The sequence below is a fragment of the Pseudomonas sp. URMO17WK12:I11 genome (assembly GCF_007677725.1).
GTDB lineage: Bacteria > Pseudomonadota > Gammaproteobacteria > Pseudomonadales > Pseudomonadaceae > Aquipseudomonas.
The window spans coordinates 155,792-175,407 of record NZ_VEDF01000003.1 but is presented as its reverse complement, the minus strand read 5'-3'; the positions used below and the strand labels follow the sequence as shown (position 1 = coordinate 175,407).

The following is a 19,616-nucleotide window of genomic DNA, read 5'->3' as shown; positions in this document are numbered from 1 at the left end:
ACGCTGCACGCTGCAAGTTGATCGGGGAAAACGCGGCAGTCGCGACAACGCGACCACCGCTTATAGCTTGTAGCTCGAAGCTTGCCGCTGATGGCGTCAGCCGACGCGGTAGTTAGGCGCTTCTTTGGTAATCTGCACGTCATGCACATGGGACTCGGCCATGCCGGCACCGGTGATGCGCACGAATTCCGGCTTGGTGCGCATCTCTTCGATGGTGGCGCTGCCGGTGTAGCCCATGGACGAACGCAGGCCGCCCATCAGCTGGTGGATGATCGCGGCCAGTGCGCCTTTGTACGGCACGCGGCCTTCGATACCTTCCGGGACCAGCTTCTCGGCGCCAGCCGAGGAGTCCTGGAAGTAACGGTCGGAGGAGCCTTGCGCCTGCGCCATCGCGCCCAGCGAGCCCATGCCGCGGTAGGCCTTGTACGACCGACCCTGGAACAGCTCGACTTCGCCCGGTGCTTCTTCGGTACCGGCGAACATCGAGCCCATCATCACGCAGGACGCGCCGGCGACGATGGCCTTGGACAGGTCACCCGAGAAGCGGATACCACCGTCGGCGATCAGCGGCACGCCAGTGCCTGCGAGGGCTGCGGCGACGTTGGCAATGGCGCTGATTTGCGGCACGCCGACACCGGCGACGATACGGGTGGTGCAGATCGAGCCTGGGCCGATACCGACCTTGACCGCGTCAGCGCCGGCTTCGGCCAGGGCCTTGGCCGCAGCGCCGGTGGCGATGTTGCCGCCGATCACCTGCACCTGCGGGTAGGTTTCCTTGACCCAGCGCACGCGATCGATCACGCCTTTGGAGTGACCGTGGGCGGTGTCGACCACCACCACATCGACGCCAGCGGCAACCAGGGCAGCGACGCGCTCGCCGGTGTCCTTGCCGGTACCGACCGCAGCACCGACGCGCAGGCGACCTTGGTCGTCCTTGCTGGCCAGGGGATAGGCCTTGGCTTTCTCGATGTCCTTGACGGTCATCATGCCCTTGAGGGTGAACTTGTCGTCGACGATCAGGACTTTTTCCAGGCGGTGCTTGTGCAGCAGCTCGCGGACTTCGTTCTTGTCCGCGCCTTCGCGGACGGTGACCAGGCGCTCTTTGGGCGTCATCACGTCGCGCACCTGGGCTTCCAGGCGGTTTTCGAAGCGTACGTCGCGGGAGGTGACGATACCGACCAGGTCACCGTTCTCCAGTACCGGAACGCCGGAGATGTTGTTCAGGCGGGTCAGCTCGAACAGGTCGCGCACGGTGGCGTCGGCGTCGATGGTGATCGGGTCCTTGACCACGCCAGCCTCGAACTTCTTGACCTTGCGCACTTCGCCGGCCTGCTGCTCGATGGTCATGTTCTTGTGGATGATGCCGATGCCGCCTTCCTGGGCCATGGCGATGGCCAGGCGCGCTTCGGTGACGGTGTCCATGGCAGCGGAAACCAGCGGGATGTTCAGCTCGATGCCACGAGTCAAACGGGTCTTGAGACTGACTTCATTGGGCAGTACCTCGGAGTAGCCAGGTACAAGGAGGATATCGTCGAAGGTCAGGGCTTCTTGGCTGATACGCAGCATCGCGGGGGCTCCCGGGCGGGAAAAATGGAAGCGCGCCATTATACTCATCCACCCCGTTCCACTCAACGCAAATCGACGCCCACGCTACGAGCGGCACGCTGCGAGCGGCAAGCTGCCGTCAGGCCCCAGCATGGACAACCGCCACGGGCTGGTCGAGCCAGTCGGCGAAGCTGGCGAGGAAGGCCGGGGTGAAGCCGGCTTCGCCCCAGTTGTTGAAAATGAAGCCCAGGTTGGAGAACGCGCAAGGCTGCAAGAAGATGAAACCGTTGATGTCGTCTTCGTGACCGCACAGCGGGCAGGTGAAATTGTCGCTCACACCGGGCATCCACTCTTCGAGGCTTTCGAACAGCGGCTCGCCGACTTCGCGGCGGCACTGCGGGCAGCCGGCTTCTTCGAGAAAGTGTTCGGTCGGCGTATAGATGCAGCGCTTGAGCACCACTTCCAGGCCATTGACCGGCTGACCGAACGGCAGCTTCTCCGGGTGCAGTGCGACCTTGCGCGCGCCTTCAGCCAGGGCGTGGCCCATGCGATTGCCGGTGCTGGCGCAGGTGCTCAGCGGCTCCTCGACGATCTTCTCGCGCACCAACCAGCGCACGATGGCCCGCGCGCGGGCTTCGTGGGCAGGGACGGTGGACAGTTTGGGGACGATGATGCTTTTGCTGTTCATGGACGAGGCGGGCCTGCAGACTGCGGTAATCACCCGATTCTACAGCTCAGCCGCTCAGGTAGCGACCGATCAGCGCCAGGCCGCTGACCAGCACCAGCCAGGTCACCAGGCGCACGAAGGCTTCGCGCGATAGCCTCAAGGTCACCCGTCGCCCAATCCACAGGCCGACGAACATGCACGGCAGCAGACACGCGGCGAGCAGCAACAGGCTGACGTCGGCATACACCCCGGCAAGCAAAAACAGCGACAGGCGCACCATCGTGCTGCAACTGATCAGCGCGCTCTGGGTGGCGCGTACCTGTTCCTTGGCCTGCAGTCGCGCGCTCAGGTAGATCGCGTAGAGAAACCCGCCACTGCCGAACAACGCCCCGAATAGCCCGCCCACCGTGCCCATCGGCACGGCCCAGAAGCCAGAGAGGTTCGACGGGCGCACCTTCACTGCCAGGCTATAAAGGGCGTAGCCGGTGACGAACAGCCCCATCAGCAACAACAGCACGTCGGATTTCAAGTGCAGCAGGAACAGCACGCCGAGGGTGCAGCCCAGGGCCATGAACGGCAGCAAGCGCAGCAGCTCACCGCGCACCACGTCACGCCGTGACGGTAGCAGGTTGCCGAAGGCGGCGACGAAGTCCAACAGCACCAGCAGCGGGATGATCCGCGACAGCGGCATGAAGTGAATCAACACGGGGCCTGCGACCAGCGCGGTGCCAAAGCCGGCAATGCCGAAGACGATGTAGGCCGCGCCGACGGCCAGCAGGATCGCCAGCCAGTCGAGGCCGGCGAAGGGTAACTGGGCGAGCATGTCACTGGCCTCTCATTCCTTTGAAGGCTGCATCGTAGTGACAATGGCCAAGGGTGGAAAGGGGCCGGGCGCGCTTTGCAACGTCTATCAGATCGCACGCCAGCCGCGTATCATGCGCCGATGATCAAAGACCCGTTCGAACGACTCGGCCTGGACCGCGACGTCCTCACCGTCAGCCAACTCAACGGCCGCGCTCGCGTGCTGCTCGAAGACGTGTTCCGCAGTGTCTGGGTGCAAGGCGAAATCTCCAACCTCGCCCGTCCGGCCTCCGGGCACCTGTACTTCACCCTCAAGGACAGCGGCGCCCAGGTGCGTTGTGCACTGTTCCGGCAGAATGCACTGCGTGTGCGCCAGGCCCTGCGTGATGGCCTGGCGGTGCGGGTGCGCGGCAAGGTTTCGCTGTTCGAAGGGCGCGGCGATTATCAATTGATCCTCGACACCGTCGAGCCTGCCGGTGATGGCGCACTGCGCCTGGCCTTCGAGGCCTTGAAGGAGAAGCTCGGCGCCGAAGGGCTGTTCAGCGCCGAGCGCAAGCGGCCGCTGCCGGCCCACCCGCAGCGCATCGGCATCATCACCTCGCCCACCGGCGCGGTGATCCGCGACATCATCAGCGTGTTCCGTCGCCGCGCACCGCAGGTCGAGCTCAATCTGATTCCCACTGCCGTGCAAGGCCGCGAAGCGATCCGGCAAATCGTCCACGCCCTGCAACAGGCCGATCGCCAAGGTTTCGATGCGCTGATCCTGGCCCGTGGCGGCGGCTCGCTGGAAGACCTCTGGTGTTTCAACGAAGAAGCCGTGGCGCGCGCGGTGGCGGCCTGCGTCACGCCGATCGTCAGCGCCGTCGGCCACGAAACCGATGTCTCGATCACCGACTTCGTCGCCGACGTCCGCGCGCCCACGCCCTCGGCTGCCGCCGAGCTGCTGGCCCCTGACAGCAGCGGCCTGCAACAGCGCCTGGACGGCCTGCAGCGACGCCTGCTGCTGCGCATGCGCAACCGCATCACCCATGACCGCCTGCGCCTCGATTCGCTGACCCGCCGCCTACGCCATCCAGGCGAACGGCTGCGTCAGCAGGCGCAGCGCCTGGACGATCTGGACATGCGCCTGCGCCGGGCCTTCCTGCTCAGCCTCAACCAGCGCCGCGAGCGCCTCGGCCGGCTCGATACGCGCCTGGCCGCGCAGCATCCTGGGCGCACCTTGAAGCTCCTCGGGCAACGCCTGGACAGCCTGGCCGAACGCCTGCCACGGGCCATGCGCGACGCGCTCAAGGATCGCCGCCAGCGCTTTCAGGCGCAGCTGCAAACGCTGCAGGTGGTCAGCCCGCTGGCCACCTTGGCGCGCGGCTACAGCATCGTGCTCGACGAGCATGGCCAGGCCATCCGCAGCGCCGAGCAGACGCGCAACGGCCAGCGCCTCACAGCCCGCCTGAACGAAGGCGAACTGCAGGTGCGCGTCGAAGACAATCACCTGACTCCGGTCACCCTCTCGCTACTGGACTGACACATGCCCCGCCTGTTCACGCCCCTGCTCGCCCTTTCCCTCCTGTTGCTGGCCGCAGGTGCCCAGGCCAGCTACATCACCCGCACACTGAACAAGCCCGTACCCGGTGGCGTGGCGGTGGTCGACCTCGGACCGGCGGCGGCAGCGCCCAGTGCGCGCTTCGACGGTAAGCCGGTGCTGGTGGTCAAGGAGCAGGACAACTGGCTGGCCATCGTCGGCATTCCACTGACCCAGAAGCCGGGCACTGCGGTGCTGACTCAGGGCGGGCGCAACCTGGCCTTCAACGTCGGCAGCAAGCAGTACCCCGAACAGCGCATCACCCTCAAGAACACCCGGCAGGTCAACCCGAACCCGGCCGACCTCAAGCGCATCGACCGCGAGCTGGCGGAGCAGATCAAGGCCTACCGCAGCTTCAGCCAGGTGCTGCCGAGCAACCTGATCCTGGACAAACCGGTCAACGGGCCGCTGTCGAGCAAGTTCGGCGTACGCCGCTTCTTCAACGGCGAAGAACGCAACCCCCACGCCGGGCTGGACTTCGCCGTACCAGCTGGTACGCCGATCAAGACGCCTGCCAATGGCAAGGTGATCCTGGTAGGCGACTACTTCTTCAACGGCCGCACGGTGTTCGTCGACCACGGCCAGGGGTTCATCAGCATGTTCTGCCACATGTCGAAGATCGACGTGCAGGTCGGCCAGCAGTTGCGTCGCGGCGAAGTGGTTGGCCGGGTCGGTTCTACCGGACGGGCGACGGGTCCGCACATGCATTGGAACGTTAGCCTCAATGACGCGCGGGTCGACCCGGCGATCTTTATCGGCGCTTTCCAGCCGTGAACCAGGCGGAAATCCGAGCTGCTGGCGCGACTTCTCCCAAGTTGCGCCATCGAAAAAGACAGCGCAAAAATTTCTACCTATCAAGTAACTAACAGCCACAAAATCTTGCAAATACGCTTTTTTTAAGCATTTATCTCAATTTTTCCGCAACGCTTGCCTTCCCCTACCCCACTGGTTAAGTTTGAGGGCATGAAAACCCTCGAAACCCTCATTCTGCTCCGACAACACCGCAGCCTCTGCCTGGTCAGCGCTCGACTACCAGGCTAAATCGCATCGCCTCGCCTCTTTATCTCGTCAGCACACGGCAGGCCCGATTTTCGGCCGCAGACAACAGGAACGCTTCCATGACCATGCTCAAAGACCCTTCGCAGAAATACCGCGCCTTCCCAACCATCGACCTGCCTGACCGTACCTGGCCATCGAAGACCATCACCCAGGCGCCGATCTGGTGCAGTTCGGACCTGCGTGATGGCAACCAGTCGCTGATCGAGCCGATGGATGCCGAGAAGAAGCTGCGCTTCTGGAAGACCTTGGTGCAGGTGGGCGTGAAAGAGATCGAGGCGTCGTTCCCATCGGCCTCGCAGACCGACTTCGACTTCGTGCGCACGCTGATCGAAGAGGGTCACATTCCTGACGACACCACCATCCAGGTGCTCACCCAGGCCCGTGAAGACTTGATCGCGCGCACCTTCGAGTCGCTGCGCGGGGCCAAGAAAGCCATTGTCCACCTGTACAACGCCACCTGCCCGTCGTTCCGCCGCATCGTCTTCAACCAGGACAAGCAGGGCGTGAAGGACATTGCAGTGAACGCCGCCAAACTGTTCGTCAAATACGCAGCCCAGCAGCCGGACACCCAATGGACCTTCCAATATTCGCCTGAAACCTTCAGCGCCACTGAAATGGAATTCGCCAAGGAAGTCTGCGACGCCGTCATCGAGGTGTGGAACCCGACGCCTGAGCACAAGATCATCCTCAACCTGCCGGCTACCGTGGAGGTCTCCACGCCTAATGTGTATGCCGACCAGATCGAGTGGTTCTGCCGCAACGTCAGCCGTCGTGACAGCGTGATCATCAGCCTGCACTGCCACAACGACCGCGGCACCGGCATCGCTGCCACCGAACTGGGCCTGATGGCCGGGGCCGATCGCGCCGAAGGCTGCCTGTTCGGCAACGGCGAGCGCACCGGTAACGTCGACTTGGTGACCCTCGCGCTGAACCTCTACACCCAGGGCATCGACCCGCTGCTGGACTTCTCCGACATCGACGGCGTGCGCAAGGTCGTCGAGGAATGCAACCAGTTGCCGGTGCACCCACGCCACCCTTACGTAGGCGACCTGGTCCACACCGCCTTCTCCGGCTCGCACCAGGATGCCATCCGCAAAGGCTTCGCCAAGCAGCAAGACGGTCAAGTGTGGGAAGTGCCGTACCTGCCGATCGATCCGGCCGACATCGGCCGCAGCTACGAGGCGGTGATCCGCGTCAACAGCCAGTCGGGCAAAGGCGGCATTACCTATCTGCTCGAGCAGGAATACGGCATCAGCCTGCCGCGCCGCATGCAGATCGAGTTCAGCCAGGTGGTGCAGAGCGAAACCGACCGCCTGGGCCTGGAAATGACTGCGCAGCAGATCTACAGCCTGCTGCACAAGGAATACCTGCAGGCCAACGCGCCATATGCGCTGGTCAGCCACCGCCTGCAGGAAGAAAACGGCCACAGCGCGGTGGAAGTCGAAGTCGCCGGCGAGGGCGAAACCACGCTGCATTGGCGCGGCAAGGGCAATGGCGCCCTGGAAGCCTTGGTCGCCGGTCTGCCGGTCGCCGTGGAAATCATGGACTACAACGAACACGCCATCGGCGCAGGCACCAACGCCAAGGCGGCGGCCTACATCGAACTGCGCGTGGCCGGCGGTCGCCCGGTCCATGGTGTTGGTATCGATGAGAACATCACCACTGCCAGCTTCAAGGCGCTGTTCAGTGCGCTGAACCGCTCGCTGAGCCAGCAGGAAGCCAAGGCGGCCTAAGCCTCGGCCGTTCGCAAGAAAAGCCCGCATCCCTGGATGCGGGCTTTTTCGTTGGTCTGCATGGGCGAGCCTGGGCTCTGCGAATAACGGCGTGGCACGCCGGCACTCCTTGAGCACCTGGAACTACTGCAGACAAAAAAAGGGGCGCCGACCAAGCGCCCCATAAGCCGTAAAGCACACAACGAAATCAGTTGGCGTCCAGCAGTGCCATCGCTTCGGCGCTGCACGCCTGGATCCGCGCCCAATCGCCGTTCTTGATCCAGCTGCTATCGAGCATCCAGGTACCGCCGACGCACATCACATTGGGCAAGGCCATGTAATTGCGCACGTTAGCCGGGTTGACCCCACCGGTCGGGCAGAAACGAATGTCGCCGAATGGCCCGCCGAATGCCTTGATCGCCGCCACGCCGCCGCTGATCTCAGCAGGGAACAGCTTGAACCGGCGGTAGCCCAGGGCATAGCCCAGCATGATTTCGGACGGCGTGCTGATGCCTGGCAACAGCGGGATCTCGCTATCGACCCCGGCCTCGAGAATGTCCTCGGTGATACCCGGAGTCACCACAAACTGCGCGCCCGCCGCTTCGACCGCGGCGAACATCTTGCGATCGAGCACCGTGCCGGCGCCTACGCACAGCTCCGGGCGCTGTTCACGCAGCACCTCGATGGCCTTCAGGCCATGCTGCGAACGCAAGGTCACTTCCAAGGTGCGGATACCGCCAGCAGCCAAGGCGTCAGCCAATGGCAGAATGTCCTCCTCGCGGGCGATGGTGATTACCGGCAGGATGCGCGCCGTTTCGCAAATGGCATCGATCCGCGCGGCTTTGTCGGCCATCGAGAGCTTTGGCTGAGGGCGTTCAAGGGTGGTCATGACAGTGGATCCTTGGCTCATGGGCACCAGTAGATGTCCAGGGGGTCGTGAAGAAAGGCGCGAATCGGCATTTCGGACAGGTCGTTGCCCGCCAGCGCGGCGCGCAGGGTAGCGAGTTTGCCCGGACCTTGCACGGACAGCGCGGTGAACGCTGCGCTGGCCAGCAGTGCGCGGGTCATCGACAGGCGCTGGTGCGGCACGCTCGGCGCCAGCAGTGGCAAGCAGCGGCGCTTGCCAGCAGGGTCCAGCGCCTCGGCCAGGTTGGGGCTGTTGGGGAACAGCGACGCAGTGTGGCCATCGTCGCCCATACCCAGCACCAGCACATCGATCGAGGGCAGGTCGGCCAATGCCTGGTCGGCTTCAGCCGCCGCGTTATCGACATTCTCCGCCTGTCGATAGAGGCCTATGAAGCGTGCCTTGGCCGCCGGCCCCTTGAATAGATGCCGGGCCAGCAGGCCGGCGTTGCTGTCGGGGTGTTCGACCGGTACCCAGCGTTCGTCCGCCAGGCTCACCGTGACCTTGCTCCAGTCCAGCGGCTCACTGGCCAGTCGCTGCAGAAACGGCACCGGGCTGCGCCCGCCTGACAGCACCACGCAAGCCTGACCGTTACGCGCAATGGCTTCACCTAGCCGTTGCGCGACGTCAGCGGCCAGCGTACTGGCCAAGGCGTTGGCGTCGGCCAGCGCGTGAGCCTTCACGGATGCTGGCAGTTGCAGTTCAGATATCGCCATACCATGCCCTCCCATCTCGGGTAATCAATGCAATCGAGCTCATCGGCCCCCAGGAACCGGCAGCGTAAGGTTTGGGCGCATCGCCCGCGCTTTGCCAACCGGCGATCAACTGGTCACACCACTTCCAGGCGTACTCGATTTCATCCTTGCGCACGAACAGGTTCTGGTTACCGCGCATCACCTCCAGCAGCAGGCGCTCGTAGGCATCCGGAATCCGCGCGCTGCGCCAGGTGTCGGAAAAATTCAGTTGCAACGGGCCGCTGCGCAATTGCATGCCCTTGTCCAGGCCTTGCTCCTTGGTCATCACCCGCAAGGAGATGCCCTCGTCCGGTTGCAAGCGGATGATCAGCTTGTTGCCGACTTGCAAGCGCTGCTCCGGGGCGAAGATGTAGTGCGGGGTTTCCTTGAAATGAATGACGATCTGCGACAGCTTCTGCGGCATGCGCTTGCCAGTACGCAGGTAGAACGGCACGCCGGACCAGCGCCAGTTGCGGATGTCGGCACGCAAGGCGACGAAGGTTTCGGTGTCGCTCTGGGCGTTGCAGTTGTCTTCCTCGAGGTAACCCGGCACGGGCTTGCCGTCGCTGTAGCCGGCGATGTATTGGCCGCGCACCACGCGGGTGGTCAGGCCTTCCCCGGTAATGGGCGCCAGGGCCTTGAGCACCTTGACCTTCTCGTCACGAATGCTGTCGGCCGACAACTCGCTCGGGGGGTCCATGGCAATCAGGCACAGCAGCTGCAGCAGGTGGTTCTGAATCATGTCACGCAGCTGGCCAGCCTTGTCGAAATAGCCCCAGCGGCCTTCGATGCCGACCTTCTCGGCCACGGTGATTTCCACGTGGGAGATGGAATTCTGGTTCCACTGGGTTTCGAAGAGACTGTTGGCGAACCGCAGAGCGATGAGGTTCTGGACGGTTTCCTTGCCCAGGTAATGGTCGATGCGATAGACCCGGCTTTCCGGGAAGAAACGCGCGACCGCATCATTGACCCGCCGCGACGATTCAAGGTCATGGCCGATGGGTTTTTCCAGCACGACACGGGTGCGCGGCGCCAGGCCTGCCTTGTCGAGGTTTTCACAGATGGCCCCGTAAACGGCGGCTGCTGTAGCGAAATAGGCAATCAGCGGCTGCTCGCCCACCACCTGTTCGGCCAGCGCCTGGTAACCATCGGCTTGCAGGAAATCCAGGTGCTGGTAGCTCAAGCGAGCAAGGAAACGACCCAAGGCGGCGGGCTCGATATCGGTTTCCGGCACATGCCGGCGCAAGTGCGCCTCGATGTCGTTCAGGTGCTCCTGCGCGCTGCCCGGCTCGCGCGCCAGGGCCAGCAGCCGGGTGTCGGCGTGCAGCAAGTTGGCACGGTCGAGCTGATAAAGCGCAGGAAACAGCTTGCGCAATGCCAGGTCGCCGAGGGCGCCAAACAGGGCGAAGGTGCAAGGTTCAACACTGATCGCAGCCATGATGTTGGGTTCTTTCCTAAAGTTGGACTAGAAATACCGGTTTCACACCGGGTTTTCAAGGAATAATGTAGTAAAAACTACAACATACTGCCTAAACGTTACAGACGAGTGGTGCGCATAACGCCCCGACAGTACGATAGACGACCTGCAATAAAGCCTGCTGCTCCCTCAGCTGGCTGTCTTCCCGACCCAAGGACATACCATGGACCGCGTGCGTAACCTCCTGGAGCAGATCCAGGGCCGCCTCGACGAGCTGAACAAGGCCGAACGCAAAGTCGCCGAAGTCATCCTGCTCAACCCGCAACAAGCCACTCGCTTCAGCATCGCCGCGCTGGCCCAGGCGGCCAAGGTCAGCGAGCCGACCGTCAACCGCTTCTGCCGCTCGTTCGGCGTCAGCGGCTACCCGGAACTCAAACTGCAACTGGCGCAGAGCCTGGCCAGCGGCGCGGCCTATGTCAGCCGCGCCGTGGCCGCCGATGACGATCCAGCGGCCTATACCCAGAAAATCTTCGGCAGCGCCATCGCCTCGCTCGACAGCGCCTGCCAGCAACTGGACCCGCAACAGGTCAGCCGCGCGGTGGACATGATGATCCAGGCCCGGCAGATCCACTTCTTCGGCCTGGGTGCCTCGGCGCCGGTGGCCCTGGATGCCCAGCACAAGTTCTTTCGCTTCAACCTGGCAGTGTCGGCCCATGCCGATGTGCTGATGCAGCGCATGCTGGCTTCGGTAGCCCACACCGGCGATCTGTTCGTGATCATCTCCTACACCGGGCGCACCCGCGAGCTGGTCGAAGTGGCCCGCCTGGCCAGGGAAAACGGCGCTTCGGTCCTGGGCCTCACGGCGGCCGGATCACCGTTGGCGCAGGCCTGCAGCCTGAGCCTGCACATTCCCCTGCCGGAAGATACCGACATCTACATGCCGATGACCTCGCGCATCATTCAACTGACCGTGCTCGATGTGCTGGCTACCGGCATGACCCTGCGCCGTGGCGTAGATTTCCAGCCCCATCTGCGCAAGATCAAGGAAAGCCTCAACGCCAGCCGCTACCCGATCGAGGACGACGAACTCAATTGAGCCGGTGCGCCTGCAGGCGCAGGTGAGCCCGTTGACCGGGCGCCAGGCTCAGGCCCTCGTCGCTGCCGCTGGCCGCTTCGACACAGACGAAGCCCTGGCACTCGCGGCCACTGACGCCCATCAGCGGCCGGTTGCCCGGATGCCACACCACGGTGTCGTCGCTGTCGCCGGTATCGATGCACAACTCGCGCTTCCAGGCCGGGTCATTGAGCTGCACTCGCGCAGTACCTGGATAGACCTTCTGGCAGCCGCCCCTGAGCCTCAGCGCCCCCTGCTCCCGGCAGCGCTGGCGGTTAAGGCGGTCATAACCTTCGATATCTTCAAGGCCAGACAGCGCTATCTCAGACACGTCGCTGATGCGCCAGTAGGCCAGCAGCGCATGGCTCAGCTGGCACGGTTCGCTGTCCTGATGCTCGGTGCTCAGGCTCAATTCCATGCGATTGCCCAGGCGCGCATGCAGATCGACCTGCCAGTCGCACAGGTCGAGGCGCCATTTCAGGGTAACGCCGTCAGCGTCTTCGCGGCTGTCCACCAGCTTCCAGTCGAGCAGCCGCGCCCAACCGTGCGCCGGCCACAAATCCTCGCTGGGGTGACGCCCGTACCAGGGCCAGCAGACCGGCACACCACCGCGAATCGCGCCCACTTGCGGCCATTGTTCGGCGCACCATAACCACGGCCGCTCCCCGGCCGGTTGAAAGTGCAGTAGTTGCGCACCCTGGCGACTGAATACCGCCTGGCAACGGGGGTGATCGATGACCAGCACATCGCGCTGCTGGTAACGCTCCCACTCGAAGGTCGGCCTGGGCCGCTGCGAGGTGAAGAAGCGATGGAGCGGATGTTCAGGCATGGTTCCAAGCTCTTGTTGTTTGAGATAGCGCTGTCTCGGCCCGTTCCCGACAACCACTGCAAGCCAGTGGGTGCCGGGAGCCGAGTGTGGATTGGCGTAAATTTACAACAACTAAGCTTAGAATGACGACTGAATCTTCAACCCTGCCACCAGTGCATTGTCGACCTCATCCACCCCGCCTGGGCTCTTGATGTACTGCAGGTTAGGCCGCACGGTCAGCCAATTGGTGACGTGGAAGCCGTAGTAGAGCTCGGCGTTGTACTCGGTACGCTGCAACGGCAGGAAGCCTGGATTGTCGTAATCGTCGATGCCGTTCTGCGCATTGAGCTGCTGGGCGCGTTTCTTGACGTCGTCGTTGACGTGGATGCGGGCGATGCCGAAGCCGATGTCGTCCTTGGGCCGTGCATCGAAGGCGCCTTTGTACACCAGGCCCACCTGCTGGTAGTTGTCGACCACGTTGGTCGCCTTGTCATGCACGGTGAAGTTGGCGAACAGGCTCAGACCACGGTTGACGTCGCCGCCCTGCGCGGTGATCTGCTGCTGCGCCACGACCCACCAGCCATGCTTGCTCGAATGCGACTTGAAGCCAGCGCCGCTGATGCCCTGCGGGTTGCCGTTGACATCCTTGTAGACATCCTCGGCGTCAGCGGTGCTGTAGTAGTAACCGAGTCGATATTCGCCCGGCAAGCCATTGACCTTCGGCGACCAGACCGCCTCCACTGGCAAGATGGCACCCTTGGTGCCGCTGCCGCTGAGCTTGAAGCCATTGCCGGTTTCCAGGTTCGAGGGGTTTTGCTCGAACGCGCCCACCTGGACGAAGAATTCCGGAGTGATGTTGTACTTGACCCGCAGCGCCCACTGGCTGACCGGCCAGTTGTACCAGATGCCGCCCACCCAGTTGCCCACCTGCGAGCCACAGAACGCCAGGTTCTGGAAGTCGCAGGGGAAACTGTTGAAGTCCTCGCCCTCGCCGAAGCGGCCGAATTTCACGTCCAGGGCGCCATCGAAGTACTTCTGCTTGACCCACAGCTGGGTCAGGCGCCACGTCTGGCCGCGCCCCCAGACTTCCTGTACCGAGCTGAACTGCCCGGCGCGCGGGTCGCTGATGCGGTCGTTGGACAGGTTGCGACCACTGCGCTCGGTGATCCCCAACTTGAACTCGGCGTCGTGCCAACCGAAGATCTTCTGCAAGTCCAGGTGTGCGCCAAGGGCGAACTGGTCGCTGTAGCGGGCTGTCTTGTCGTCGTTGTAGCCGCCATTGAGGTTACCGGCCACCTCACCGACGTAGTCGAGGGTGAAGTCGTAGCCCTTGTCCAGCAACTCGGTGCGAGCTCCGCCCCAATCCCCACTCATCCATTTCGATTCGCTGGAAAATGCTTCGGCAGCCTGGGCGCCGCTGCTGCCAACCACGGCAAGCAGAGCCAGCGAGCCCAGTGTTTTGATGCGATTGCGCTGTTCCATCCCTTTGCGTCCTCTTTTTCTTATTGATGGTGTAGACGAGTCAGCGGCCCACGAAATGAGCCACGTTGTCCTTCACTGCGGTGGTGTTGCTGGCCAGGTGCAAGCGCTCGCCGCTGTCGGCGTCGAACAGCAGCACCCGGGCCGGGTCAAGCTGCAGCGTGAGGCTGTCGCCGACCCGGCAGTGGGTATCGGGTGCCAAACGGCAGCAGACCTTGGTCTGGTTGAGGGTGACGAATACCAGCAAGTCTGGCCCGGTCGGCTCGGTCACCTGCACCTCTGCGCGGATCGCCGGCAGGCCATTGCCCTCGCCGCCCCCAAGGCTGATCTGCTCGGGGCGAATGCCGAGGATCACCTGGCGGCCCTGCAGCGCCGCATCGGCTGGCCCCAACGGCAATTCGCAGCGTGCCTGGCCGCTGTCGAGCGGCGCCATCATCCGCCCGTCCTGCTGCGCCAGGCGCACGGGTATGAAATTCATGGGCGGTGAGCCGATGAAGCTGGCGACGAACTGGTTGGCCGGGTCGTTGTAGATCTGCTGCGGGGTGCCGAACTGCTGGATGATGCCGTCCTTCATCACCGCCACCTTGTCGCCCAGGGTCATGGCTTCGATCTGGTCGTGGGTGACGTAGACCGTGGTGGTTTTCAGGCGTTGGTGCATCAGTTTCATTTCAGTGCGCATCTCAACGCGCAGCTTGGCGTCGAGGTTCGACAGCGGTTCGTCGAACAGGTAGATCTTCGGCCGCCGCGCCAGCGCCCGGCCCATCGCCACGCGCTGCTGCTGACCGCCCGAGAGCTGCGACGGCTTGCGCTCGAGCAAGTGCTCGATCTGCAGCAGCTTGGCCACACGGGCGACTTCCGCGTCGATGGCTGCCTGGTCCATCTTGCGGATCTTCAAGCCGAACTCGATGTTGCCGCGCACGGTCATGGTCGGGTACAGCGCGTAGGACTGGAACACCATGGCGATGTCGCGATCCTTCGGGCTCATGCCACTGACATCCTGGTCGTCGATCAGGATGGCGCCGCCACTGATGGTTTCAAGGCCGGCGATGCAGTTCATCAACGTCGACTTGCCGCACCCGGACGGGCCCACCAGGATCAGGAATTCACCGTCCTTGATCGCCAGCTGGATGTCCTTGAGGGTGTCGGGCAGGCCACTGCCGTAGGTCTTGTTTACATTGCGAAGTTCAAGCGTTGCCATGACTTACCCCTTGACTGCGCCGGCCGTGAGCCCGCGGACGAAATACTTGCCTGCCACGACGTACACCAGCAGGGTGGGCAGGCCGGCGATCATCGCCGCTGCCATGTCGACGTTGTATTCCTTGGCCCCCGTGCTGGTGTTGACCAGGTTGTTGAGCGCCACGGTGATCGGCTGGGAATCGCCGCTGGAAAAGACCACCCCGAACAGGAAGTCGTTCCAGATCTGGGTGAACTGCCAGATCAGGCAGACCATGATGATCGGCGTCGACATCGGCAGGATGATGCGCCGGAAAATGGTGAAGAACCCTGCGCCATCCAGACGCGCCGCCTTGACCAGCGCGTCGGGGATGCCGACATAGAAGTTGCGGAAGAACAGCGTGGTGAACGCCAGTCCGTACACCACGTGGACCAGCACCAGACCGGTGGTGGTGCTGGCCAGGCCCAGTTTGCCGAGGGTGAACGAAGCAGGCAGCAGCACCGTCTGGAACGGCAGGAAGCAACCGAACAGCAGCAAGCCGAAGAACAGCTGCGAGCCACGGAAGCGCCACATCGACAGCACATAACCGTTCAGCGCGCCGATCGCGGTAGAGATCAGCACCGCCGGCACGGTGATCATGATCGAGTTCCAGAAGTAACCACTGACCGTGTCCCAGGCCTTGATCCAGCCAATGCCGGTGATCACCGCAGGCCAGCTGAGCAGGTTGCCGGCGCTGATGTCTTCGGGGGTCTTGAAGCTGGTGAGCAGCATCACCACCAGCGGCACCAGGTACAGCAGCACCGCGACCAGCAAGACGGCGTAGATGACGACGCGGCTCAGGCTCAGCGCCGGTTTGACGGCTGGATCATGCATGGCGCTTGCTCCGCAGTTCCGAATACAGGTACGGCACGAGGATCGCCAGGATCGCTCCGAGCATGAGGATCGCGCTGGCCGAGCCCATGCCCATCTGGCCGCGACTGAAGGTGAACGAGTACATGAACATCGCTGGCAGGTCCGATGAGTACCCCGGACCACCGGCGGTCATCGCCGCCACCAGGTCGAAGCTCTTGATCGCGATGTGCGAAAGGATCATCAGCGAGCTGAAAAACACCGGGCGCAGGCTGGGCAGCACCACAGTCCAGTAAATGCGTGGCAGGCTGGCGCCATCGATCTGCGCTGCGCGGATGATCGACTGATCGACCCCACGCAGGCCGGCCAGGAACATCGCCATGATGAACCCCGAGGCCTGCCACACGGCAGCGATCACCAGGCAGTACACCACCCGGTCCGGGTCGATCAGCCAGTCGAAGCGAAAGCCCTCCCAGCCCCAGTCGCGCAGCAGCTTGTCCAGGCCCATGCCAGGGTTGAGCAGCCATTTCCACGCCGTACCGGTGACGATCATCGACAGCGCCATGGGGTACAGGTAAATGGTGCGGATGAAGCCTTCGCGACGAATGCGCTGGTCCAGCAGCACGGCCAGCAGCACGCCGATCGCCAGGCTCACGGCAATGAACAATCCGCCGAACACCAGCAGGTTCTTGCTCGCCACCCACCAGCGATCGTTGTCGAACAACCGCGTGTACTGCGCCAGCCCCGCCCATTTGTAGGTGGGCAGGAAGGTGGAGGTGGTGAAGGACAGGACAAAGGTCCAGAGAATGTAGCCGTAGAACCCCACCAGAACGATGAACATGCTCGGCGCCAGCACCAGTTTCGGTAGCCAGCGCTGTAGCGCGTCCAGGGGAGTGGCCCGCAATTGGGCGGTCGCTGTAGTCATGGGTCACCTTTAAAGCGCTGCCACAGGGTTCGTGGCAGCGGCCTTGGGTCGCGAAAAGGGCTGCCTAGCAGCCCCAACGCCGAATGGCAGAACTGTTCCGAAGGGCCTGCGCTGCCGGGTTCCGGGACCGCTCGGCGGTCCTGGCGCGACGAAGGCCGCGCAAGCGTCTGAACTGCCGCCTACTGGGCAGCCTTGATCGCCGAGGCCAGTTTCTTCGCCGCATCGGCCGGGTCGGCCTTGGGGTCGTTGATGTAGTTGGTCACCACATCGAAGAAGGCGCCCTGCACCGCAAGCGTGGTGGCCATGTTGTGCGCCATGCTCGGCTGCAGACCGCCACTGCGCGCATCGGCCAGGAAGTCCTTGGCCGAAGTTTGGGCGCAGGCGTCGAAACCGTACTTGCCCATGTCGGCGAGCATGTCGTTGCGCACCGGGATCGAGCCCTTGTTGATGCTGAAGACTTTCTGGAAGTCTTCACCGAGGACCTTGCGTGCAATGTCCTGCTGGCCAGCCGCCGTACCGGCGTCGTTCTGCTTGAACACCACCAGCGAGTCGATGTTGTAGAGAAACGCCTTTTCGGTGCCGGGGAAGGCCACGCACTGGTAGTCCTTGCCGGCGGTTTTCTTGGCCAGCGTCCATTCGCTCTTGGCCCAGTCACCCATGATCTGCATGCCGGCCTTGCCGTTGATGACCTTGGCCGCTTCCAGGTTCCAGTCCTGGCCCTTGCCGTCCGGGTCCATGTAGGTGGCAACTTTTTTGAGTTCGGTCAACGACTTGACCATCTCGGGCCCGGTCAGGGCTTTTTCATCGAGATCGACCAGGGCTTTCTTGTACCCCTCCGGGCCCATCACCGACAGCACTACGCTTTCGAACACGGTGCTGTCCTGCCAGGGCTGGCCGCCGTGGGCCAAGGGGATGAAACCTGCGGCCTTGAGTTTCTCGGCGGCGGCGTAGAACTCGTCGAGGTTGCTCGGCGCCTTGTCGATGCCGGCCTTCTTGAACACCTCAGGGTTGATCCACAGCCAGTTGATGCGGTGAATGTTGACGGGAACGGCCACGTAGTCACCGTCGTACTTCACGGTATCGGCAACCTTCTTGTCGAGCAGCGCATCCCATTTTTCCTGCTTGGCGACATCCTTGAGCACATCGGCATCGAGCAAGCCGGTGGCAGCCCAGTCCTGGATGTCCGGCCCCTTGATCTGAGCGACGCCAGGCGGGTTGCCGGCGACCGCGCGGCTCTTGAGCACGGTCATGGCCGTGGCGCCGCCACCGCCGGCAACCGCGCCGTCCTTCCAGGTGAAGCCATCTTTCTCGACCTGGGCCTTGAGCACATCGACAGCGGCTTTTTCACCGCCGGAGGTCCACCAGTGCACGACCTCGACCGTGCCTTTGGCATCGGCGGCAGACGCGCTCAGTGGCATGAGCGAAGCGAGGGAAATGGCAGCGGCGAGACGCAGTGTCGGATTCATCGAAATACCTTTCTTGTTGTTATGCCGGGCAAGTCGATCGCTTGCATGGCATGGAGTGTAATCAGCAGGCACGCTTCGCCAGGTAACGAAGCGATGCATGAATGTCATCGTTTGGTTACATAAGCCGAGAGTGAGCGGGCAAGGCCTGGGGCCAGCGGCAGTTGCGGCAGAAGGACCGCTTGGTAGGCGTGATAAAGGTCCGGCTTGCCGGGCCACAACGTGCCGGCCGGACGGTTGTGCTCATCGAGTTCGTGGTGCCAGCTACCGGCAGCGCGGTCGATGAAGCAGCGGTCGATGAAGCGCCACACGCGCTGGTACCACTGCTGGTACTGGGCATCGCCGGTTCTGCGCAGCAGCGCAGCCGCTGCCGCGCAGGCCTCGGCATGCACCCAGTGCAGGCGCTGGCGGACGACCGGGCGGTTATCCCAGTCCAGGGTGTAGACGAAACCTGGCTCACCGTCGACCGCCCACGCCAGCTCACAGGCGCTGGCAAACAGGCTGCGGGCGCCAGCCAGCAACCACTCGGGTGGCGCAAGCCCGGCCAACTGCAGGCTGGCCTCCAGGTGCAGTAACAAGCGTGCCCATTCCAGGGCATGCCCAGGTGTGGTGCCGTAGGGACGGAACAGGTCGGCGGGTCGCTCGGCATTGTAGTGCGGCACCGGTTGCCAGGCCGCGTCGAAATGCTCGACGACCCGATAACCATGGGCAGCGGCATGGCTGCCGATGATGCGTTCGGCAATGCGCAAGGCCCGCTGCAGCCACGATGTGTCGCCGGTGGCGTCGGCCAGCGCGAGGAAGGCTTCGGTTGCATGCATGTTGCTGTTGGCGCCGCGATAGCCCTCAGGCTGCCCCCAGGTGCGCGAGAAGCTTTCCAGCAGCGCCCCCTCCTGCTCGCACCAGAACCGCTGCTCGAGCACCTGCACAGCGTCTGCCAGCAGCGCCGGCGCCGCGGCGACCCCGGCCAATGTCGCCGAACTCGCTGCCAGCGCGACGAAGGCGTGCAGGTAGGCCGTCTTGACGCCCTCGGCAGTCTGCTTGGCGCAGGCGTACCAGCCGCCATGGGTCGAATCGTGCAACGCGCCGCGCAAGGCCGCGACGCCATGCTCGGCGAGGGCCAGGCAACCAGGGATGCCCTGGAGGTGCGCAAGGGCGAAACAATGGGTCATGCGCGCGGTGGTCAGCGTCTGGGCCACGGCCTCGGGCGCCAGGCAGCCGACCGCATCGAGATCGCCGAAGCCCTCGGGGAGCTTGGCGGCCTTGGCGAATGCCAGCAGACGCAGGCCTTCATTGGCGAGCCAGGTTGCATGAACCGGCGCGTCCAGCTCGCTGGCAAACGGATGATGATCGTGCTTCATGCCCAGCGCGTTCCTTGCTAGTGGTGTG

Annotated in this window: 17 protein-coding genes; 4 read left to right on the top strand and 13 right to left on the bottom strand. The window is 63.5% G+C overall.

Going from position 1 to position 19,616, the window contains the following annotated elements:
* Window positions 1-96 precede the first annotated feature (96 nt).
* The 3 genes from guaB to FS665_RS07045 all read right to left on the bottom strand — a co-directional run bounded on the left by guaB (window position 97) and on the right by FS665_RS07045 (window position 3,035).
* Entirely contained in the window at window positions 97-1,566 is a 1,470-nt protein-coding gene (guaB, locus tag FS665_RS07055) for an IMP dehydrogenase (protein ID WP_145185413.1), read from the bottom strand.
* Window positions 1,567-1,684: 118 nt separating this feature from the next.
* On the bottom strand, window positions 1,685-2,233 hold the full coding sequence (locus FS665_RS07050) for a sugar ABC transporter ATPase (protein WP_145185410.1): 549 nt from the start codon (window positions 2,231-2,233) through the stop codon (window positions 1,685-1,687).
* 46 nt (window positions 2,234-2,279) lie between these two features.
* Window positions 2,280-3,035 carry a sulfite exporter TauE/SafE family protein gene (locus FS665_RS07045; protein ID WP_145185408.1) on the bottom strand — a complete coding sequence of 252 codons (756 nt, stop codon included), beginning with the start codon at window positions 3,033-3,035 and terminating at the stop codon, window positions 2,280-2,282.
* A 120-nt stretch (window positions 3,036-3,155) separates the two neighbouring features.
* Between FS665_RS07045 and xseA the strand changes: the two genes are divergently transcribed.
* The 3 genes from xseA (at window position 3,156) to leuA (ending at window position 7,384) form a co-directional block, all read left to right on the top strand.
* Window positions 3,156-4,535, top strand: a complete 1,380-nt coding sequence (gene xseA / locus FS665_RS07040) for an exodeoxyribonuclease VII large subunit (RefSeq protein ID WP_145185405.1) — start codon at window positions 3,156-3,158, stop codon at window positions 4,533-4,535.
* 3 nt (window positions 4,536-4,538) lie between these two features.
* Window positions 4,539-5,366: a M23 family metallopeptidase gene (locus FS665_RS07035; protein WP_145185402.1), complete on the top strand. Its 828-nt coding sequence runs from the start codon at window positions 4,539-4,541 to the stop codon at window positions 5,364-5,366.
* 344 nt (window positions 5,367-5,710) lie between these two features.
* Window positions 5,711-7,384: a 2-isopropylmalate synthase gene (gene leuA / locus FS665_RS07030; protein ID WP_145185399.1), complete on the top strand. Its 1,674-nt coding sequence runs from the start codon at window positions 5,711-5,713 to the stop codon at window positions 7,382-7,384.
* Between the two features lie 187 nt (window positions 7,385-7,571).
* On the opposite strand, the gene FS665_RS07025 is transcribed toward leuA, so the two are convergent.
* Genes FS665_RS07025 through zwf form a run of 3 tightly spaced genes read right to left on the bottom strand, consistent with a single transcriptional unit; the run spans window position 7,572 to window position 10,439 of the window.
* Window positions 7,572-8,252: a bifunctional 4-hydroxy-2-oxoglutarate aldolase/2-dehydro-3-deoxy-phosphogluconate aldolase gene (locus tag FS665_RS07025; RefSeq protein ID WP_145185396.1), complete on the bottom strand. Its 681-nt coding sequence runs from the start codon at window positions 8,250-8,252 to the stop codon at window positions 7,572-7,574.
* A gap of 17 nt (window positions 8,253-8,269) precedes the next feature.
* Window positions 8,270-8,983, bottom strand: coding sequence for a 6-phosphogluconolactonase (gene pgl / locus FS665_RS07020; RefSeq protein ID WP_145185393.1), 714 nt, complete (start codon window positions 8,981-8,983; stop codon window positions 8,270-8,272).
* On the bottom strand, window positions 8,970-10,439 hold the full coding sequence (gene zwf, locus FS665_RS07015; protein WP_145185389.1) for a glucose-6-phosphate dehydrogenase: 1,470 nt from the start codon (window positions 10,437-10,439) through the stop codon (window positions 8,970-8,972). The genes pgl and zwf overlap by 14 nt, the downstream gene beginning before the upstream one ends.
* A gap of 211 nt (window positions 10,440-10,650) precedes the next feature.
* Between zwf and hexR the strand changes: the two genes are divergently transcribed.
* On the top strand, window positions 10,651-11,514 hold the full coding sequence (gene hexR / locus FS665_RS07010) for a DNA-binding transcriptional regulator HexR (protein WP_178108309.1): 864 nt from the start codon (window positions 10,651-10,653) through the stop codon (window positions 11,512-11,514).
* Here the strand turns inward: hexR and FS665_RS07005 are convergent.
* From FS665_RS07005 to FS665_RS06975, 7 genes are all read right to left on the bottom strand, one after another.
* Window positions 11,507-12,361: a D-hexose-6-phosphate mutarotase gene (locus FS665_RS07005; RefSeq protein ID WP_145185383.1), complete on the bottom strand. Its 855-nt coding sequence runs from the start codon at window positions 12,359-12,361 to the stop codon at window positions 11,507-11,509. The two genes, hexR and FS665_RS07005, sit on opposite strands and share 8 nt — an antisense overlap.
* 117 nt (window positions 12,362-12,478) lie before the next feature.
* Window positions 12,479-13,822 (bottom strand): carbohydrate porin, encoded by a 1,344-nt coding sequence (locus FS665_RS07000; RefSeq protein WP_145185380.1) that lies wholly within the window; start codon window positions 13,820-13,822, stop codon window positions 12,479-12,481.
* Between the two features lie 40 nt (window positions 13,823-13,862).
* Window positions 13,863-15,017, bottom strand: coding sequence for an ABC transporter ATP-binding protein (locus tag FS665_RS06995; protein ID WP_145185377.1), 1,155 nt, complete (start codon window positions 15,015-15,017; stop codon window positions 13,863-13,865).
* A 3-nt stretch (window positions 15,018-15,020) separates the two neighbouring features.
* Window positions 15,021-15,866, bottom strand: coding sequence for a carbohydrate ABC transporter permease (locus FS665_RS06990; protein ID WP_145185374.1), 846 nt, complete (start codon window positions 15,864-15,866; stop codon window positions 15,021-15,023).
* The gene (locus tag FS665_RS06985; RefSeq protein WP_145185371.1) at window positions 15,859-16,767 is read right to left on the bottom strand and encodes a carbohydrate ABC transporter permease; all 909 of its coding nucleotides are present in this window, start codon (window positions 16,765-16,767) and stop codon (window positions 15,859-15,861) included. Before FS665_RS06985 ends, FS665_RS06990 begins: the two co-directional genes overlap by 8 nt.
* Window positions 16,768-16,946: 179 nt before the next feature.
* A complete protein-coding gene (locus FS665_RS06980; protein WP_145185368.1) occupies window positions 16,947-18,233 on the bottom strand; it encodes an ABC transporter substrate-binding protein in 1,287 nt (428 codons plus the stop codon).
* 104 nt (window positions 18,234-18,337) lie between these two features.
* Window positions 18,338-19,588: an AGE family epimerase/isomerase gene (locus FS665_RS06975; protein WP_145185365.1), complete on the bottom strand. Its 1,251-nt coding sequence runs from the start codon at window positions 19,586-19,588 to the stop codon at window positions 18,338-18,340.
* Between the last annotated feature and the right edge of the window lie 28 nt (window positions 19,589-19,616).

What these genes read in the sequence shown, in the direction of transcription:
- FS665_RS07045 (WP_145185408.1), bottom strand. Translation starts at nt 3,035, where the DNA reads ATGCTCGCCCAGTTACCCTTCGCCGGCCTCGACTGGCTGGCGATCCTG.
- FS665_RS07035 (WP_145185402.1), top strand. Translation starts at nt 4,539, where the DNA reads ATGCCCCGCCTGTTCACGCCCCTGCTCGCCCTTTCCCTCCTGTTGCTG.
- FS665_RS06985 (WP_145185371.1), bottom strand. Translation starts at nt 16,767, where the DNA reads ATGACTACAGCGACCGCCCAATTGCGGGCCACTCCCCTGGACGCGCTA.
- FS665_RS07000 (WP_145185380.1), bottom strand. Translation starts at nt 13,822, where the DNA reads ATGGAACAGCGCAATCGCATCAAAACACTGGGCTCGCTGGCTCTGCTT.
- FS665_RS06975 (WP_145185365.1), bottom strand. Translation starts at nt 19,588, where the DNA reads ATGAAGCACGATCATCATCCGTTTGCCAGCGAGCTGGACGCGCCGGTT.
- FS665_RS06990 (WP_145185374.1), bottom strand. Translation starts at nt 15,866, where the DNA reads ATGCATGATCCAGCCGTCAAACCGGCGCTGAGCCTGAGCCGCGTCGTC.
- zwf (WP_145185389.1), bottom strand. Translation starts at nt 10,439, where the DNA reads ATGGCTGCGATCAGTGTTGAACCTTGCACCTTCGCCCTGTTTGGCGCC.
- FS665_RS06980 (WP_145185368.1), bottom strand. Translation starts at nt 18,233, where the DNA reads ATGAATCCGACACTGCGTCTCGCCGCTGCCATTTCCCTCGCTTCGCTC.
- FS665_RS07050 (WP_145185410.1), bottom strand. Translation starts at nt 2,233, where the DNA reads ATGAACAGCAAAAGCATCATCGTCCCCAAACTGTCCACCGTCCCTGCC.
- xseA (WP_145185405.1), top strand. Translation starts at nt 3,156, where the DNA reads ATGATCAAAGACCCGTTCGAACGACTCGGCCTGGACCGCGACGTCCTC.
- FS665_RS06995 (WP_145185377.1), bottom strand. Translation starts at nt 15,017, where the DNA reads ATGGCAACGCTTGAACTTCGCAATGTAAACAAGACCTACGGCAGTGGC.
- pgl (WP_145185393.1), bottom strand. Translation starts at nt 8,983, where the DNA reads ATGGCGATATCTGAACTGCAACTGCCAGCATCCGTGAAGGCTCACGCG.
- FS665_RS07005 (WP_145185383.1), bottom strand. Translation starts at nt 12,361, where the DNA reads ATGCCTGAACATCCGCTCCATCGCTTCTTCACCTCGCAGCGGCCCAGG.
- guaB (WP_145185413.1), bottom strand. Translation starts at nt 1,566, where the DNA reads ATGCTGCGTATCAGCCAAGAAGCCCTGACCTTCGACGATATCCTCCTT.
- FS665_RS07025 (WP_145185396.1), bottom strand. Translation starts at nt 8,252, where the DNA reads ATGACCACCCTTGAACGCCCTCAGCCAAAGCTCTCGATGGCCGACAAA.
- leuA (WP_145185399.1), top strand. Translation starts at nt 5,711, where the DNA reads ATGACCATGCTCAAAGACCCTTCGCAGAAATACCGCGCCTTCCCAACC.